Below are 15,812 nucleotides of genomic sequence, written 5' to 3' on the forward strand. Positions count from 1 at the left end.
CCATGAATGTCGCCGTTATCGGAGGCGGGCCGGCCGGCCTGTATTTCTCGCTGTTGCTCAAGCAGCGGCATCCTGAAGATCATATCGTCGTGCACGAGCGCAACGAGGCGGGCGCCACCTACGGCTGGGGCGTGGTGTTTTCCGACGTCGCCCTGTCGTTCCTGGAGGTCGCGGATCCGGCGTTCTTCCACAAATTCACCGCGCATCACCAGCGTTGCGATTTTATGGAGGTCACCCACAAAGGGGTGCGGGTGCCACTGCACAACAACCACTTTTCGCGCACCTCGCGCATCGACCTCCTGCGCGTGCTGCAGCAGGCGTGCGCCGACGCCGGCGTCGACATTCACTACGGCAGCCGCGTGAGCGACCCGGCGGAACTGCCAGACGCCGACATCATCCTCGCCGCAGACGGCATCAACAGCGAGGTCCGGACCCGGCTGGCGGAGCATTTCCGGCCGAGCTTCGATGTGCGCCGCAACAAGTTCGCCTGGTACGGCACCCATCAACTGTTTCACCCGGTCTCGCTGATCTTCCGCGAGACCGGCCACGGGGTGTTCATGGCTCACGCTTACCAGTACAGCGAGACACTGTCGACCTTCCTGGTGGAAGTCGACCCCGAGACCTGGCAGCGCGCGGGACTTGACACCGCCACGGAAGAAGAGAGTCGCGCCTTCTGCGAACAGGTCTTCGCGGAAGACCTGGGCGGTCACGCGTTGCTGGGAAATCGCTCCAACTGGTTCCAGGCGAGCGTGGTGCGCAATGAACACTGGTCGCATGGCAAGGTGGTCTTGCTCGGCGACGCGCTGCGCAGTGTGCATTTCTCGCTGGGCTCCGGCACCCGCATGGCGATGCAGGATGCGATCGCGCTGTGCGATGCCGTCTGCTCGCATCGCGATGATGTGCCGGCGGCGTTCCGGGCGTTCGAGGACAGCCGGCGCGATGAATCGGCGAAATTCCAGGACGCGGCCCGCCGCAGCCTCGACTGGTATGAGTCGGTCGATAGCAAGATGCACCTCGATCCGGTGGCGTTCGCCTACAACTACATGCAGCGCACTGGCAGGGTCACGCATGAAGACCTGCGCCAGCGCGACCCGGAGTTTATCGCCCGCGTGGAAGCGGCTGGTTACAACCATCCCGTTGATGCACCGACCGCGGCATAGCCGCACGCCTGCGCGAAATTCTCGCAAAACCCCGCTGTACCCGCACAAGCCGCAGCATAGCGGTAGTGCGCCGACCATCCCGGGAGACAACATGACAGCCCCATCCGCCCCCCAAGGCGCGGCGGCCGGCGCGCCTGTGCGCGCCACCGTCAACGTACGCGAATTCATCGACGCGGCACGCCTCTCATCGCTGCAGTTGCGCACCATCGCGTTGTGCTTCGCGATCGTGGCACTGGACGGCTTCGACATCGCCATCATTGGCTTTCTTGCTCCCCATATCCGCAGCGAATGGTCGCTGTCGGTGGTGGCCCTGGGGCCGCTCTTCTCTGCCGGCCTGCTCGGGCTGATGACCGGCGCTTTTCTCTGCGGTCCGCTGGCTGATCGCATTGGCCGGCGTCGCGTGCTGGTCATGTCGGTGGCGTGGTTCGGTGCTGCCTGTGCGGCATCTGCCGCGGCGCCAGGCATCGGCTGGCTGATCGCGCTGCGGTTCCTGACCGGGATGGGCCTGGGCGGCGCCATGCCCAATGCGATCACGTTGACCGCCGAGTTCAGCCCGTCGCGTCGCCGTGGCATGTTGCTGACGATCATGTTCTGCGGATTCTCCCTTGGCTCCGCGCTGGGTGGCGTGGTGACCGCGTATCTGATCGAGCAGGCCGGCTGGCGCGGCGTGCTGGCGCTGGGCGGTGTGCTACCGCTGGCGCTGGTCCCGGTACTGGCGCTGGCCTTGCCGGAATCGGTGCGCTACCTGGCCACGCGTGAAGGCATGCAGGCACGGATCGCCGCCACCTTGGCACGCATCGATGCAAGCCGGGTCACGGGCGGCCAGCGCTACGTCACCGACGAGCCTGAGGGCCCCAGCTCTCCGGTCAGCCAGCTCTTCGCGCCGCGCTACCGGCAGGGGACGTTGTGGCTGTGGCTGGCATTCTTCTGCAGCCTGCTGTTGCTGTACCTGATGATCAACTGGCTGCCGATCCTGGTACAGCGCAGCGGCCTCTCGCTGAAAGAAGCATCGATGCTCGCGGGGTTGCTGCAGGGCGGCGGCGTGCTGGGTGCCATCGTACTGGGCGTGCTGCTCGACAGGTTCAATCCCTATGCCGTGGTGGCCGGCGCCTACACGCTGGGTGCCATCGCCGTGGTATGCCTGGCTTCGGTGAGCGCGCCCACGGCAGTGGCGGCCGCGATCTTCGTCACCGGCTTCTGCGTGAGCGGATCGCAGGTCTGCGCCAATGTGCTGGCGTCGGCGTTCTATCCGACGTCGAGCCGCGCGACTGGCGTGGCCTGGGCACTCGGTATTGGCCGGGTAGGGGCCATCGCAGGCTCGCTCGGCGGCGCATTGCTGCTATCGGCGGGATGGAGCAATGCGGCGCTCTACCTCCTGCTGGCGATTCCGGCAGTGGTCGCGGCGATCGGCATCTACCGGACCGGGCGCGTCCAGGTTGCGGTCAGAATCCCGGAGCCCGAAGTCGGGGCAGACCTCACCCGTATCGAAGCCGCTACCCCGTTTCGCAAATAGAGCGAGGCATAAGGGCTTGCCATCGGGGCGCGCGTCCGTCCACGCAGCACTCGCCGGTCAGCGCCTGTCCGCACATACCCTTGGTTGACGGGATAATTTATGTGCGTAAAATTCAATTCATAAATATGAATAATGGCAGGTCCCGGCCCTAGGCTGGCCTTGCCGGCAACGGCTTCCGACAACCGCCGTCCAGGAGACAACCCGATGAGACCGAACTCGCGCCGCCGCCTGATGCTGTGCGCCGCCGTGCTGGGCGCGATGCCCGCGCTGGCCTGGAGTGACACCTATCCCAGCAAGCCGATCCGTATGGTGGTGCCGTTTGCGCCAGGCGGGGCCACCGATGTGGTGGCGCGGCTGATTTCGCAGAAGCTGGGCGAAGCGCTCAAGCAGTCGGTGGTGGTGGAAAACCGCCCCGGCGCCAACGGTATCATCGGCACGGACATCGTGGCGCGCGCGGCGCCGGACGGCTACACGCTGCTGCTGAACAGCGCCGGCGCGCAGACCCTCAGCCCGGTGCTGTACAAGGCGGGCTATGAGCCGCTGAAGAGCTTTGCGCCGATCTCGCAGATCAGCAATATCGGCTTCGTGATGGTGGTCCACCCGTCGGTGCCGGCCAAGACCGTGCAGGAGTTCGTGGCGCTGGCCAAGTCGAAGACCAAGCCGCTGAGCCTGTCGGCCGGCAGCAGCATGATCGAGCTGATCGGCGCCACCTTCAAGTCCGCGGCGGGCACGCCGGACGTTGTCAGCGTGTCTTACCGCGGCACCGGGCCGCAGATGCAGGCGGTGGTGGCGGGGGAGGTCGACATGACCATCGACCCGTTCAACGGCATGGCGATGATCAAGGCCGGCAAGCTGCGCCCGCTGGCGGTGTTCGCGTCCAAGCGCTCGCCCGCGCTGCCGGATGTGCCGACCATGCATGAGGCCGGCTATGACGGCATGGCCTTCAATTCCTGGGCGGGCCTGTTGGCGCCGGCCGGCACGCCCAAGGAGATTGTCACGCGGCTGAACCAGGAAGTGAACCGCATCCTGGCGCAGCCCGAGATCAAGCAGCGCCTGGCAGCGATCGACTATGAGGTGGTGGGTGGCACGCCGGAGCAGTTCGCCGCGACCATTGCCGAGGATGCGGCGCGGTGGGTCAAGATCGTCAAGGATACGAACTACAAGGCTGGATCGTGAGGGCTCAGGCTGGTGCAGGCGTCGCCTGCCGCACCAGCCAGCTGCGGAACGCGCGTGCCGCGGCCGGTTCCATCCGGTCGCGCGGCCACACCGCGTAGTAGCCGCCGCCCAGGCTGGCGCTGGCGTCGCTGGCGCGCACCAGCAGGCCTTCGCGCAGGCAGGCGTCGATCATATGGCGCCAACCCAGCACGATGCCCTGGCCTTCCATGGCCAGCTGCAGCAGGATCGGGTACTGGTTGGAGGTCAGCACGTTGCGCAGCGTGGCATCGGGCAGGCCCTGGCTGGCCAGCCAGGTCTGCCAGGACATCCACTGGCGCTGGCCGTCGTCGAGCATCAGCAGCGTTTCATTGGCCAGCGCGGCCGGGGCCAGCGTGCGGCCGTTCAGGTAGCCCGGCGCACACACCGGGAACACTTCCTCGCCATACAGCCGTCGCGCCGCCAGTCCGGGCGGAGGACCCTCGCGCAGGTAGTACATGCCGATATCGAACTCCGCCGGCGACAGTGACGCCAGGCTGTCGTTGACGGTCAGGCGCAGCTGGATCTCGGGGTGCGCCTCGCGGAACGAGGTCAGCCGCGGCGTCAGCCACAGCACCGCAACGCCGCTGGAGCACGCCACTGTCAAGGCGGTATGGCTGCGCACCTTCATCACGTCTTCGGTTGCTTCGGCGCAGCCCACCAGCAGGCGCTGCACCACCTCGGCATAGCGCTGGCCGCTGACGGTCAGGCGCAGCGCGCGCGGTTCGCGGATAAAGAGCTTGCGCCCGAGAAAGTGTTCCAGCTGGGCCACCTGGCGGCTGATCGCACTTTGGGTCAGGTGCAGTTCGGCCGCGGCGCGGGTGAAGCTGCCGTGGCGCATCGCGGCTTCAAACGCGACCAGGTTGGGCAGGGGCGGGAGCGGGGAAATGCGCATGGGGGCTTCCGGTCAGAGAGGCCCCCATGATAGACCGCCGGTGTAGGCCAGCGGGAGGGGCGCGCCGCCTGGGTCAGCCTTCGCGGCGGTGGATGCGGCCGGCCTGCATCACCACGCTCAGGCGCTCGCCCTGGCCGGCGATCAGGCCGATATCGGCCAGCGGGTTGCCGTCGACCAGCAGCAGGTCGGCCAGCGCGCCGGCGCGCACGGTGCCAAGCTCGCCTTCGCGCTGCAGGATGGCGGCGGCGATCGAGGTGGCCGAGCGGATCGCTTCCAGATTGCCGAGCAGCTCGGCGCGGATGCGGAACTCTTCGGCCTGGTGGTCGTGCATCTCGCCCAGCAAGTCCGAGCCATAGCCCATCGGCACGCCGGCATCGGCATAGATGCGCAGCGAGTCGCGGCCGGCCTGGCGCACGGTCTCGATCTTGGCTACCGAATCGGCCGGCAGGCCCAGGCGGGCGCCGTCGCGCGCAAGCGCGTCGTAGGTGACCAGCGTCGGCACCGCGAAGGCGCCGTGCTTGCGCATCTCGTCGGCGGCAGCGCGGTCGACCAGGTTGCCGTGCTCGATGGTGCGCACGCCGCAGCGCACCGCGCGCGTGATGGCGCGGCCGGTGTAGGCGTGGGCCATCACATAGGTCTGTGCGGCTTCGGCTTCGGCCACGATCGCGCGGATCTCGTCTTCGCTGTACTGGGTGTTGCCGATCGGGTCGGTGGGCGAGGCCACGCCGCCCGAGGCCATGATCTTGATCTGGCTGGCCCCTTTCTGGATTTCTTCGCGCACGGCCAGGCGCACGGCATCGACGCCATCCACCACGCGCGCGATGGCACCGGCGCGGAAGGCGCACGAACAGGGCTCGAGCACATCTGAGCGCGGACGGAAATCACCATGGCCGCCGGTCTGCGACAGCGCCTTGCCCGACGCAAAGATGCGCGGCCCCGGCACCAGCCCCGTGGCAACCGCCTGCGACAGGCCCCAGTCGGCGCCGCCGGCATCGCGCACGGTGGTGAAGCCGCGCTCCAGCATGCGCTGCATGATCGGCAGCGCGCGGATAGCCACCAGCACGTTGGGCTGCACCGCGTTCAGGCCGAGGTTGGCCAGCGAGGCCAGCACGTGCACGTGGCAGTCGATCAGGCCGGGCATCACGGTCTTGCCGCGCGTGTCGATGCGCTGTGCGCTGGGGGCATCGATGGCCGGGCCGACCGCGGCAATGCGCTCGCCTTCAACCAGCACGTCGTGGCTGCGCAGCAGCTCGCCCGTGCCGGGTTCGAGCACATCGCCGCCGTGGAAAAGGATCTGGGGACTCTGGGACATATCAGCGTTGTTGCAGGTAGGAAGGTTCGCGCACGAAACGGGTGCCGACCAGGCTGATGGCGGCGGCGATCATCACGTAGATGGCCGGGGCCATGCTGCTGCCGGTGGTGGCGATCAGCCAGGTGATGATGAACGAGGCAAAGCCGCCGAAGATCGTCACCGCGAAGTTGTAGGCGACCGACAGGCCGGTCGACAGCACGCGCGCCGGGAACAGCTCGGAGAAGGCCGCCAGGATCGGGCCGGTGTAGGTGGCGATCAGCACGCCGAACACCAGCTGGAACACCAGCAGCGACGACAGTCCGGGTACATGGTTGATGAAGGTGAACATCGGCCACGCCAGCACCAGGATTAGCAGCGCCGAGCCGCTCAGCAGCACGCGCCGGCCGATACGGTCTGCCAGCAGGCCAACCAGCGGCGCGAACACCATGATGGCGCTGCCGCCAGCCATGCCGGCGATAAAGCCGTCGGCCTGCGGCACCTTCAGCACCTTGACCGCGTAGGTCGGCATGTAGAACAGCAGCACATAGGTGCACACCGTCCACAGGATCACCATCGAGAAGCTGGCCAGGGTCTCGCGCGGGTAGGCCTGCACGATTTCCTTCAGCGGTGAATCGGCGCGCTCGGCGTTGTCGCGGAAGGTCGGGGTTTCATCGAGGTGGTGGCGGATGTAGTAGCCCACCGGGCCGATCACGATGCCCAGCAGGAACGGCAGGCGCCAGCCCCAGCTGTTGAGCGCCTCGGTGCTCAGTGAACTGGTGACAAAGGTGCCCACCGCCGCGCCCAGCAGCACGGCCACGCCGATGCTGGCCTGGATCCAGCTGGAGTAGTAGGCACGCTGGCGCGCCGGGGCGTACTCGGTCAGGAAGGCGGTGGCGCCGCCCATCTCGCCGCCGGCGGAGAAGCCCTGCATCAGGCGCGCGATCACGATCAGCAGCGGGGCCAAGATGCCGACCTGGTCATAGGTCGGCGCAATGCCGATCAGCGTGGTGCCCAGCGCCATCAGCAGGATGGTCAGCGACAGTGCTGCCTTGCGACCCACGCGGTCGGCGTAGATGCCCAGCACGATGCCGCCCACCGGGCGCATGAAGAAGCCCACGCCGAAGGTGGCCACGGCCAGCAGCAGCGAACTGAGGTCGTCGCCGGTGGGAAAGAACAGCTTCGCGATGATGACCGCGAAGAAGCTGTAGACGGTGAAATCGAACCATTCCAGGCCATTGCCGATCACCGTGGCGATGATGGCGCGGCGGCGCTGGCTGGGCTGGATGGCGGGCGCCGCTGGCGCTGCTGGTGTGTAGGGTGCGCTCGTGGGCGCAGCACTGTTTTGCATGGGTTCCTCCTCTGTGGCAGCTGCCGGGGGCGAGGGCCGGTGTCGTCTCAGCCGGCCTGGCAGATGGTGCAGCCGATGTTAGGAGAAGGCGGGGCGCAGACGGTAGCGATATCTCCGCATGAATGCATGCGCGTGGCGCATGGCTCGGGTTGACCGCGCCGCTGGCCTGCCATTACACTGCGCCCCGTTCTTATCAGCGGAGTTATCCGTGGACAGTTGTCCCAGTCATTCTCGCGGAAGGGGAGTTTCCCGGGCCGCCGGGGTGCGCTGAGCCACTGCAGTCGTCTTTCGCTGCGGTGCCGCCATCGCGCCCCGCAGTGTCCCCCGTTGGCCAGGTGCAAGCCTGCGCCCGCCGGTGCCGTTCCTCCCTTCCTGTCCTTCAATGTCTTGTCATGGCCTGCGCGTAACGTTCGCGGCCATGTGGCGGTATTTGTCAGGAGGGTTGCCATGGTGTGGCACCAGTTCTTCGTGCGTCTGGCCACAGTGGCCATCGTGGCCGCGGCCTGCCGGCCAGCGCTCGCGGCCCGGCCGCTGATCACCGACGATGCCCGCATCGTCGATCCCAAGTCCTGCCAGCTGGAATCGTGGATGCAGTTCCAGTCCGGCGGCAATGAACTCTGGGCGCTGCCGGGGTGCAATCCCACCGGCAACCTGGAACTGACGCTGGGCGGATCGCTGCAGCGGATCGATGGCGGGCTGGATGCCACCAATGTGCAGTTCCAGGCCAAGACGCTGCTGAAGCCGCTGGAGACCAACGGCTATGGCATTGCGCTGTCCGCTGGCCTTATTCATCATCCCAATGCCGAGCAACGCAAGCTGTTCGGCAACCTGTATCTCAATGTGCCGGTGTCGGTCTCGTTTGCCGACGACCGCTTCGTCGCGCACCTGAACGTCGGCGCCAACCGCGACACCGAGAACAACCAGACGCGCATGACATGGGGTTTCGGCACGGAGACGGCACTGCACCCGCGCGTGTTCCTGGTTGCCGAAACCTTCGGCGAGAACCGCGGCAAGCCGTTATTCCAGGCGGGATTCCGTTTCTGGGTGGTGCAGGACCGCGTGCAGGTCGATACCACCTACGGCAACGTGTTCGGCGGCGGTACCGGCGCGCGCTTCTTTACGATCGGGCTGCGGCTGCTGTCGCCGGCGTTCCTGCCGTAGTGGCAAGCGCGCCGGCCATGCCGCCAACCATGTCAGCGGACGCTAGTGAAAAGCAAGCTCAAGCTCCACGCCGCTGTAGTCAACGCGCGGAGCAAGCCTGCGGCGTGGCCCTTGTTCAAAGTGAATCAAGCCGTAGCCCTCCATCGTGCGGAGGGTCCGCGACAGGTTCGACACGGCGCGTCCGGTCTTCTGCGATAGCTCTTCGAGCGATTCAGGATTCGTTTCCGCGATCAGCGCAAGCAATTGGCGATTGGCGGGGGACAGGACCTTTGCCAGCACGTCCAGCGATTGAAACCAGACCTTGGGCTCATCCTTTCCGGGCTTGAGTTTGCCGCGGGCGATCGCCATGGTGCGGGCCTTGAAGTCTTCCAGTGAGGCGATGCCAATCTTGAGGTTGCCGCTCATCATTCACTCCTTTTGCTGCAGGATCTTGTCGACCTCTGTCCAGAAATCTTCCAGCAACGTGGAAGCATCCTGGTAGTCGTAGAATCGAACGCCCGCCGCCATGTGCTGGTGGCCGTACTCAATGCGCGTCCGCACTCCTGGCCCGGATCCCTCATTGATGCCGTGCGCATTGTCAAAACCAAGCAAACGGCAGCCAATCCTGTCATGCAGTGTCAGCGAATACCTCAGTCCGTGAGGGCGTTCCTGCGAGATAGGGCAGGTGCGCACCACGATTTTCACCCAATGCAAGCTTTCGTCATCTATGACGAAGCGGAGCCCATCCAGGTCCAATAGTGTGTCGAGGCTACGGTCGCGCATAGGTATGCTATCATAGTGTGATAAGTATGGCGAGCCCGACCGCTTGCATAGTTTCGTACGCCCATAGGACGCTCGAACAACGTTTGCCTGTGGCCAAGGCTCGTCTGGCTAGCACATCACTTTGCCACCGACAATGTAACGAGGAGGTTATTTTCTGGAAATCTGGCGCATATTCAGAGCTTTCCCAAAGGGCTTTCCTTGCTGGCACCGGCTTTCCCATTGCTGATCGCTTGCGGCTCCTGTCGCCGGCCCTTCAGGCAGCCAGTAATTCTTCCACTTCCTCGCGTCGCGGCGGATACGCGCCGGCCCGGGTCGCAGCAATGGCCGCCGCGGCGGCAGCCAGCCGCGCCTGTGCGGCAAGGTCGCCCGCCGCGCCGGACAGCACGCCGGCCATCCAGCCGCCCATCGCCGCATCGCCACAGCCGACGGTATCGGCCACATCAACTGCGAGCGCGGGCTGCTCGACGACAATACTGCCCTTGAGCAACGTCATGCCATGCGCGCCGCGCGTCAGCATGACGGTTGCATCGGGCGCCATGGCGCGTACCTGTGCCAGTGCCGCGTCGGTATCGAGCGCGGGAAAGAGCCCGGCCAGGTCTTCGTCGGAGATCTTGACGTAGCTGGCCAGTCGCAGCATGTGTGCGAGGACGTTGGCGTAGCCCGGTGCGCGCATCAGGTCCCGGAAGTTGGGGTCGAAGGCAATGCGCTTGCCCGCCGTTGCGGCCAGCGTGGCTTCTTCACACAGCCGTGCCGCCAGCGGCTGGCGCACCAGGCTGATGGAGCCGAAGTGGATCACCTCTGCCGCCTGGCGCCAGCCCTCTGGCAAGCGGGCCGGGTCGAAATGCAGGTCCGCGCTGTCGTCCCCGACAAAGAAGTACTGCGGCGGATGGCGTGACGCGACAAAGGCCAGGAACGGCGAGCGCGCCACCCGCTGCAGGAAGCGGCCGTCCAGGCCGGCGTCAGCACTGGCCTGGGCCAGGTCATCGCCGAACAGGTCCTGGCTGACGGCGCCCGCAAAGGCGGTCGCAATGCCCAGCCGGGCGCCAACGCGCGCCACGTTCCAGCATGAGCCGCCGGGCAGACCCAGCCAGCTGCCGTCGGCCTGGCGGACCATGTCGGTCAGGGCTTCGCCGAACACGACATAGCGGGGAAGGGGCGTGGACATCGGAGTCTCCTGTGTTGTCTGCCGCGGGTTAGCTTGCGGCCGTTGCCCGCACTGCCTGGGCGCGGCGGATCAGTGCGGCGGTCGAGGCATCATGCGCGGCGGCTCCGGCGGTGCCTTCCAGTTCGCGCTGGATCGGCGCGGCCAGCTTCTTGCCGAGTTCCACGCCCCACTGGTCAAACGAATTGATCTGCCACAGCGCACCCTGCACGAAGGTGCGGTGTTCCGACAGCGCCAGCAGCGCGCCCAGGTGGTACGGGTCCAGCCGCTGCAGCAGCAGCGTGTTGCTGGGCCGGTTGCCCTCGAATACCAGGTGCGGCACCAGCACTTCGTCGCGCACGCCCTCGGCGCGCACTTCGTCGGCGGTGCGCCCGCGCAGCAGCGCTTCGCCCTGTGCAAAGCAGTTGGCCAGCAGCTTGGTATGGTGGCCGGGCAAGTCGCTCACGGGTTCCAGCGTGGCGATGAAGTCTACCGGAACCAGTTGGGAACCCTGATGCATCATCTGGAAGTAGGCGTGCTGGCCGTTGGTGCCGGTCGTGCCCCACACCACCGCAGCCGAGCCCGCATCGAGCGCGCCGCCGTCGAGCCGCACGGATTTGCCGTTGCTTTCCATTTCCAGTTGCTGCAGGAAGGCCGGCAGCAGTTCCAGCGGCTCGCAGTAGGGCGCCACGCAGCGGCTGCCGGCACCGAGGAAGCTGCGGTACCAGACATCGAGCAGGCCTAGGATCATCGGCAGGTTGCGCTCGGGCGATGCGCTGGCGAAATGCAGGTCCATCGCGCGCGCGCCGTCCAGCAATTGCCGGAAGCGCTCGAAGCCGATGGCGACGGCGATCGACAAGCCTACCGCCGACCACAGCGAGAAGCGTCCGCCCACCCAGTCCCAGAACGGGAACATATTGGCCGGGTCGATGCCGAATTCGGCCACCGCATCGCGGTTGGTCGACACCGCCACGAAATGCCGCGCCAGCCCGGCACGGGTCACGCCTTGCTGCAGGAACCAGTCGCGCGCAGTGCAGGCGTTGGCCATGGTTTCCAGCGTGGTGAAGGTCTTGGAGCAGACGATCACCAGCGTGGTGGCGGCATCCAGCCCGGACAGCGTGCGTGCCAGATCGCTGCCGTCGACATTGGCGACAAAGTGCATGCGCGGGCCGGTGGTTTGTGCATCGCCCAGCGCGCGGCAGACCATGCGCGGGCCCAGGTCCGAACCGCCGATGCCGATATTGACGACGTCGGTGATCGCTCGGCCATCGAACCCGGTCCAGGCGCCACTGCGCACCGCATTGGCAAAGCGCTCGATCTGCGCCAGCACCGTGGCGACGTCTGCGCCCACGGGTACGCCGAGCGCGCGATAGCCATCCTCCGGATAGGCGCGCAGCGCGATATGCAGTGCGGCGCGGTGCTCGGTGGTGTTGACCGGTTCGCCGCCGAACATGGCGTCGCGCCGCTCGGCCACGCGCGCCTGGCCAGCCAGGGTGAACAGCAACGCCAGCGTTTCGTCGGTGATGCGGTTCTTGGCGTAGTCCAGCGTCAGGCCGCAGGCTTCGGCGGTGAAGCGCTCGGCGCGCAGCGGGCCGCGCGGGCCGTCGAACCAGTCGCGCATATGGGTGCCGCGCAGGGTGTCGGCGTGCGCGCGCAGGGCTTGCCAGGCGGGTAGGGAAGTGGTCATCTTGGATACTCCGCAATACGTGGGCTACATCTCTTCATGCCAGGCCATGCTGTCTCGCGACAGCAGGGCACTGGAGGCCGCCGGGCCCCAGGTGCCGGCGGTGTAAGGCTTGGGTGGCGTGGGCGAGTTCTCCCACGTCTTCAGGATGGGCGCGACCCAGCGCCATGCCTGCACCTGCTCATCGCGCCGCACGAACAGGCCCAGCCGGCCGCGGATCACGTCGAGCAGCAGGCGCTCGTACGCGCCCACGCGCCGCACACGTGGGGCGGCAGTGTTCAGTTGCAGGTCGAGGGACGCGGGAATCAGTGCCTGCGTGTCGCCCGGCTGCTTGGTCAGGAAATACAGCCGGATGCTTTCCTCGGGCTGCAGCGTGATCACCAGCCGGTTGCCGGACATGACCCCCAGCGGATGCGGGAACAGCGGGTAGGGCACGTCGTGGAAATGGATCACGATCTCCGCCACGCGCGACTGCATGCGCTTGCCGGTGCGCAGGTAGAACGGCACCCCGGCCCAGCGCCAGTTGGCGATCTCGGCGCGGATGGCGACGAAGGTCTCGGTGCGGCTGTCGGGCGCGATCCCGGGCTCACTGGCATAGCCGGGCACGGGGTCGCCGCCGGCGGCGCCACGGGCGTATTGCCCGCGCACCACCTTCTCGGCGACGTCTTCCGGCCGGATCGGCCGCAGCGCCTTCAGGATCTTGAGCTTCTCGTCGCGGATGGCGTCTTCCGACAGGCTCGTGGGCGGCTCCATCGCGACCATGCACAGCAGCTGCAGCAGGTGGTTCTGCACCATGTCGCGCAGCGCGCCGATGCCGTCGTAGAAGTTGCCGCGGCGCTCCACGCCCAGTTCTTCGGCGATGGTGATCTGCACCTGCCGCACCCATTCGCGCCGCCACAGCGGCTCGAACAGTACGTTGCCAAAGCGCACCGCCATCAGGTTCTGCACCGACTCCTTGCCCAGGTAGTGGTCGATCCGGTAGATCTGGTCCTCGGCAAAGTGCCGCGCCACTTCGGCATTGATGGCCTCGGACGAGGCCAGATCGTGCCCGAGCGGCTTTTCCAGCACGATGCGGCTGCGCTGGCCGGTCAGGCCCACGCGCGCCAGTTGCTCGCAGATGGTGACGAACAGGTGCGGGGCCGTGGCCAGGTAGAACACCACCACCGGCGCCGCGCGCGCATTGACCAGCTCGGCCAGCGCATCGGAGCCGGCATCGGCGTTGGCATCCACCTGCAGGTACAGGATGCGGTCGAGAAAACCCTGCCAGGCTGCGGCCGCGGCGTTGCCCGCCAGCGCGGGCAGTACTTCGTCGTCGAGCATCGCCAGGTAGGCATCATGCGACAGCGGCTGGCTGCCCAGGGCCAGGATGCGTCCGCGCGGATGCAGCGAACCGGCGGCGTGGGCATCGAACAGCGCCGGCAGCAGCTTGCGCCGCGCCAGGTCGCCGGTGGCGCCGAACAATACGAAATCGAACTCCGGGGCAGGTTCAGGTGCCGGAGCGCCGGCAGGGTGGCTAGCCATCATGGATCAGAAAATAGTGGAAGGGGTGGAGGGACCGGCCATGCCGCTTACCGCGGCGCGGCCCAGCCCTTGTACTGGCCGACATTGGCGCGCGTCACCAGCGTGGACGGCAGCAGCACGGTCGGGTTGGGCGGGCGCTGGCCATTCATCATGCCCACGCCCAGTTGCACCGCCGTGCGGGCAATGGCCCACGGGTCCTGGCTGGCCGAGGCCTGCACCAGGGTGTCGGCCTTGAGCGCCGCTTCGATGTCAGGCGCGCCGTCGACCGAGGCAATCACGATGCCGCGGCGGTTAAGCTGGCGCGCGGCCAGGTCCGCGCCCACGGCCTGCGGGTCGTTGATGGTGAAGACCGCGTCCACCTTGGGAAAGCGCGTCAGGTACAGCTGCATCACGTTCAGCCCGCCTTCGCGGGAGCCCTTGGCATCCTGGTCGTCGGACAGGATGCGGATATCGGGATGGCGCGCCAGCACAGTCTTGCAGCCCTTGACCCGATCCAACACTGCCGATACCGGCGGGCCGTTCTGGATGATGACGTTGCCGCGGCCCTTGAGCCGGTCGGCGATAAAGCCGCAGGCGAGTTCGCCGGCCTGGGTGTTGTCGGTCTGCACGGTGGCATCGGCGCCGGCGGCGGCCACATCGACCGCCACCACCACGATCCCGGCCTTGCGCGCCTTGCGTACCGCCGGCTCGATGGCGCGGGCGTCGGCGGCGTTGATCAGGATCAGGTCGACGCCGGCGACGATAAAGCTGTCGATGTGCATGAACTGCTTGTTCAGGTCGTAGTCCGCCGACAGCACGGTGACCTTTACCTTCGGGTTGACCTGCCGGGCCGCGGCCTCGGCACCGCGGCCCAGTGCGACGAAATATGGATTGCCCAGCGAGCCCAGCGTCACGCCTACCTTCCTGAGCGGACGTTGCGGGGCCTGGGCATCCGAAGCGTGTGCGTCTTGCGCGGGCGCCTGAGCCATGGCCGGTGCAGCGCACAGAGCGGCCAGCACGCCGGCCGCCAGGGCTTTGAGGATGGGTTGGATCACAATGTTTCTCCTGTCCGGCAGCGTGTCAGGTACGGGCGGAGCCCTTCTGGCGATAGCGGTCGAGCGCGACCGCGCCGATGATCACCAGGCCCTTGATGATGTATTGCCAGATATCCGACACGCCCAGCAGGATCAGCCCGTTGGACAGCACCGCAATGATCAGCGCGCCCACCAGCGTGCCGGCAATCGATCCGACCCCGCCGACAAAGCTGGTGCCGCCCAGGATCACCGCGGCGATCGCATCCAGCTCATAGGACTGCCCCAGCTGCAGCCCGTTGGCCGCATAAAGCCGCGACGCCGACATCACGCCGCCCAGCCCCGACAGCAGGCCCGACACCGCATAGACGAACAGCAGCACCACCCATACCTTGATGCCCGACAGGCGCGCCGCCTCGGCATTGCCGCCGACCGCGTAGATCTGCAGCCCCAGCACCGTGCGGCGCAGCACCAGCCACGACACCGCGACCACCGCAATGGCAATCACCACCAGCCAGGGGATACCCAGCAGATCGCCGTTGCCGATAAAGGCGAACGAGATATCCGGGTTGTAGACCGTGCTGTCGTTGCCGACCAGCCGCGCCAGCCCGCGTACCGCGGTCAGGCTGCCCAGCGTCACGATGAACGGCGGCAGCTTCATGAAGGCGATCAGCGCGCCATTGACCAGTCCGAACAGCAGCCCGCACAGCAGCGCTGCCGGCACGCTCAGCGCCGCCAGTTGCGGCATCAGCGAGACCAGCATCGCCACCACCGCCGACACCGACAGGATCGATCCCACCGACAGGTCGATGCCGCCGGTCAGGATCACGAAGGTCATGCCCGCGGCCAACACCAGGTTGATCGACGCCTGCTGGGCGATGATCGACAGGTTCTGCAGGCTGGCGAAGTTCTCGGTCAGCAGCGTGAAGCCCAGGCAGAGCAGCACCAGCACCGGCAGCATGCCTAGTGCGCGCAGGCGTTCCTGCGTGGTGGCGCGCCCGGTGGCGCGCGCCAGCGGTGTGGAAGCCTGGGCGGTGACGCCATGGGCCGCATGGGACGTGGATGAGAGGGGATTGCGCATAAGTGTCTCCTGATGCTGCGAGGCGGGATGCCGCCCCGGTGCGGCCGTTCTTTG

14 protein-coding genes are annotated in these 15,812 nt (G+C 66.9%); 4 read left to right on the forward strand and 10 right to left on the reverse strand.

All coding sequences use genetic code 11. From position 1 onward, the window contains the following. The first annotated feature begins 2 nt into the window (after positions 1-2). From AC3WL8_RS06815 to AC3WL8_RS06825, 3 genes are all read left to right on the forward strand, one after another. Positions 3-1,160 carry an FAD-dependent monooxygenase gene (locus AC3WL8_RS06815; RefSeq protein WP_153953504.1) on the forward strand — a complete coding sequence of 386 codons (1,158 nt, stop codon included), beginning with the start codon at positions 3-5 and terminating at the stop codon, positions 1,158-1,160. Between the two features lie 91 nt (positions 1,161-1,251). Next, positions 1,252-2,673, forward strand: coding sequence for an MFS transporter (locus tag AC3WL8_RS06820; RefSeq protein ID WP_228772337.1), 1,422 nt, complete (start codon positions 1,252-1,254; stop codon positions 2,671-2,673). A gap of 204 nt (positions 2,674-2,877) precedes the next feature. After that, positions 2,878-3,849, forward strand: coding sequence for a Bug family tripartite tricarboxylate transporter substrate binding protein (locus AC3WL8_RS06825; RefSeq protein ID WP_153953505.1), 972 nt, complete (start codon positions 2,878-2,880; stop codon positions 3,847-3,849). A gap of 4 nt (positions 3,850-3,853) precedes the next feature. On the opposite strand, the gene AC3WL8_RS06830 is transcribed toward AC3WL8_RS06825, so the two are convergent. From AC3WL8_RS06830 to AC3WL8_RS06840, 3 genes are all read right to left on the reverse strand, one after another. Further along, a complete protein-coding gene (locus AC3WL8_RS06830; protein ID WP_013953162.1) occupies positions 3,854-4,759 on the reverse strand; it encodes a LysR substrate-binding domain-containing protein in 906 nt (301 codons plus the stop codon). Positions 4,760-4,832: 73 nt separating this feature from the next. Continuing rightward, positions 4,833-6,071: a metal-dependent hydrolase family protein gene (locus AC3WL8_RS06835; protein ID WP_153953507.1), complete on the reverse strand. Its 1,239-nt coding sequence runs from the start codon at positions 6,069-6,071 to the stop codon at positions 4,833-4,835. A 1-nt stretch (position 6,072) separates the two neighbouring features. Continuing rightward, entirely contained in the window at positions 6,073-7,398 is a 1,326-nt protein-coding gene (locus AC3WL8_RS06840) for an MFS transporter (protein WP_013953160.1), read from the reverse strand. A gap of 447 nt (positions 7,399-7,845) precedes the next feature. On the opposite strand from AC3WL8_RS06840, the gene AC3WL8_RS06845 reads away from it, so the two are divergent. Then, positions 7,846-8,559 (forward strand): PA4824 family protein, encoded by a 714-nt coding sequence (locus tag AC3WL8_RS06845; protein WP_153953508.1) that lies wholly within the window; start codon positions 7,846-7,848, stop codon positions 8,557-8,559. 42 nt (positions 8,560-8,601) lie between these two features. Here the strand turns inward: AC3WL8_RS06845 and AC3WL8_RS06850 are convergent, their stop codons facing one another. The 7 genes from AC3WL8_RS06850 to AC3WL8_RS06880 form a co-directional block, all read right to left on the reverse strand. Further along, entirely contained in the window at positions 8,602-8,967 is a 366-nt protein-coding gene (locus AC3WL8_RS06850; protein ID WP_112776617.1) for an HVO_A0114 family putative DNA-binding protein, read from the reverse strand. After that, the gene (locus AC3WL8_RS06855; RefSeq protein ID WP_153953509.1) at positions 8,968-9,321 is read right to left on the reverse strand and encodes a toxin-antitoxin system TumE family protein; all 354 of its coding nucleotides are present in this window, start codon (positions 9,319-9,321) and stop codon (positions 8,968-8,970) included. A 253-nt stretch (positions 9,322-9,574) separates the two neighbouring features. Next, positions 9,575-10,486 carry a carbohydrate kinase family protein gene (locus tag AC3WL8_RS06860; protein ID WP_153953510.1) on the reverse strand — a complete coding sequence of 304 codons (912 nt, stop codon included), beginning with the start codon at positions 10,484-10,486 and terminating at the stop codon, positions 9,575-9,577. 28 nt (positions 10,487-10,514) lie between these two features. After that, a complete protein-coding gene (gene pgi / locus AC3WL8_RS06865) occupies positions 10,515-12,149 on the reverse strand; it encodes a glucose-6-phosphate isomerase (protein ID WP_492378037.1) in 1,635 nt (544 codons plus the stop codon). Between the two features lie 24 nt (positions 12,150-12,173). Continuing rightward, a complete protein-coding gene (gene zwf / locus AC3WL8_RS06870; protein ID WP_492378038.1) occupies positions 12,174-13,670 on the reverse strand; it encodes a glucose-6-phosphate dehydrogenase in 1,497 nt (498 codons plus the stop codon). A 44-nt stretch (positions 13,671-13,714) separates the two neighbouring features. Continuing rightward, on the reverse strand, positions 13,715-14,635 hold the full coding sequence (locus tag AC3WL8_RS06875; protein WP_228772350.1) for an ABC transporter substrate-binding protein: 921 nt from the start codon (positions 14,633-14,635) through the stop codon (positions 13,715-13,717). Between the two features lie 91 nt (positions 14,636-14,726). After that, complete coding sequence (locus AC3WL8_RS06880) at positions 14,727-15,758, reverse strand: ABC transporter permease subunit (protein WP_013953152.1); 1,032 nt, start codon at positions 15,756-15,758, stop codon at positions 14,727-14,729. Positions 15,759-15,812 lie beyond the last annotated feature (54 nt).

The organism is Cupriavidus sp. FW305-F7, from assembly GCF_058782875.1.

Excerpts from the sequence above, each read along its gene's own strand:
- AC3WL8_RS06815 (WP_153953504.1), top strand. The coding sequence starts at position 3 with ATGAATGTCGCCGTTATCGGAGGCGGGCCGGCCGGCCTGTATTTCTCG.
- AC3WL8_RS06820 (WP_228772337.1), top strand. The coding sequence starts at position 1,252 with ATGACAGCCCCATCCGCCCCCCAAGGCGCGGCGGCCGGCGCGCCTGTG.
- AC3WL8_RS06825 (WP_153953505.1), top strand. The coding sequence starts at position 2,878 with ATGAGACCGAACTCGCGCCGCCGCCTGATGCTGTGCGCCGCCGTGCTG.
- AC3WL8_RS06830 (WP_013953162.1), bottom strand. The coding sequence starts at position 4,759 with ATGCGCATTTCCCCGCTCCCGCCCCTGCCCAACCTGGTCGCGTTTGAA.
- AC3WL8_RS06835 (WP_153953507.1), bottom strand. The coding sequence starts at position 6,071 with ATGTCCCAGAGTCCCCAGATCCTTTTCCACGGCGGCGATGTGCTCGAA.
- AC3WL8_RS06840 (WP_013953160.1), bottom strand. The coding sequence starts at position 7,398 with ATGCAAAACAGTGCTGCGCCCACGAGCGCACCCTACACACCAGCAGCG.
- AC3WL8_RS06845 (WP_153953508.1), top strand. The coding sequence starts at position 7,846 with ATGGTGTGGCACCAGTTCTTCGTGCGTCTGGCCACAGTGGCCATCGTG.
- AC3WL8_RS06850 (WP_112776617.1), bottom strand. The coding sequence starts at position 8,967 with ATGATGAGCGGCAACCTCAAGATTGGCATCGCCTCACTGGAAGACTTC.
- AC3WL8_RS06855 (WP_153953509.1), bottom strand. The coding sequence starts at position 9,321 with ATGCGCGACCGTAGCCTCGACACACTATTGGACCTGGATGGGCTCCGC.
- AC3WL8_RS06860 (WP_153953510.1), bottom strand. The coding sequence starts at position 10,486 with ATGTCCACGCCCCTTCCCCGCTATGTCGTGTTCGGCGAAGCCCTGACC.
- pgi (WP_492378037.1), bottom strand. The coding sequence starts at position 12,149 with ATGACCACTTCCCTACCCGCCTGGCAAGCCCTGCGCGCGCACGCCGAC.
- zwf (WP_492378038.1), bottom strand. The coding sequence starts at position 13,670 with ATGATGGCTAGCCACCCTGCCGGCGCTCCGGCACCTGAACCTGCCCCG.
- AC3WL8_RS06875 (WP_228772350.1), bottom strand. The coding sequence starts at position 14,635 with ATGGCTCAGGCGCCCGCGCAAGACGCACACGCTTCGGATGCCCAGGCC.
- AC3WL8_RS06880 (WP_013953152.1), bottom strand. The coding sequence starts at position 15,758 with ATGCGCAATCCCCTCTCATCCACGTCCCATGCGGCCCATGGCGTCACC.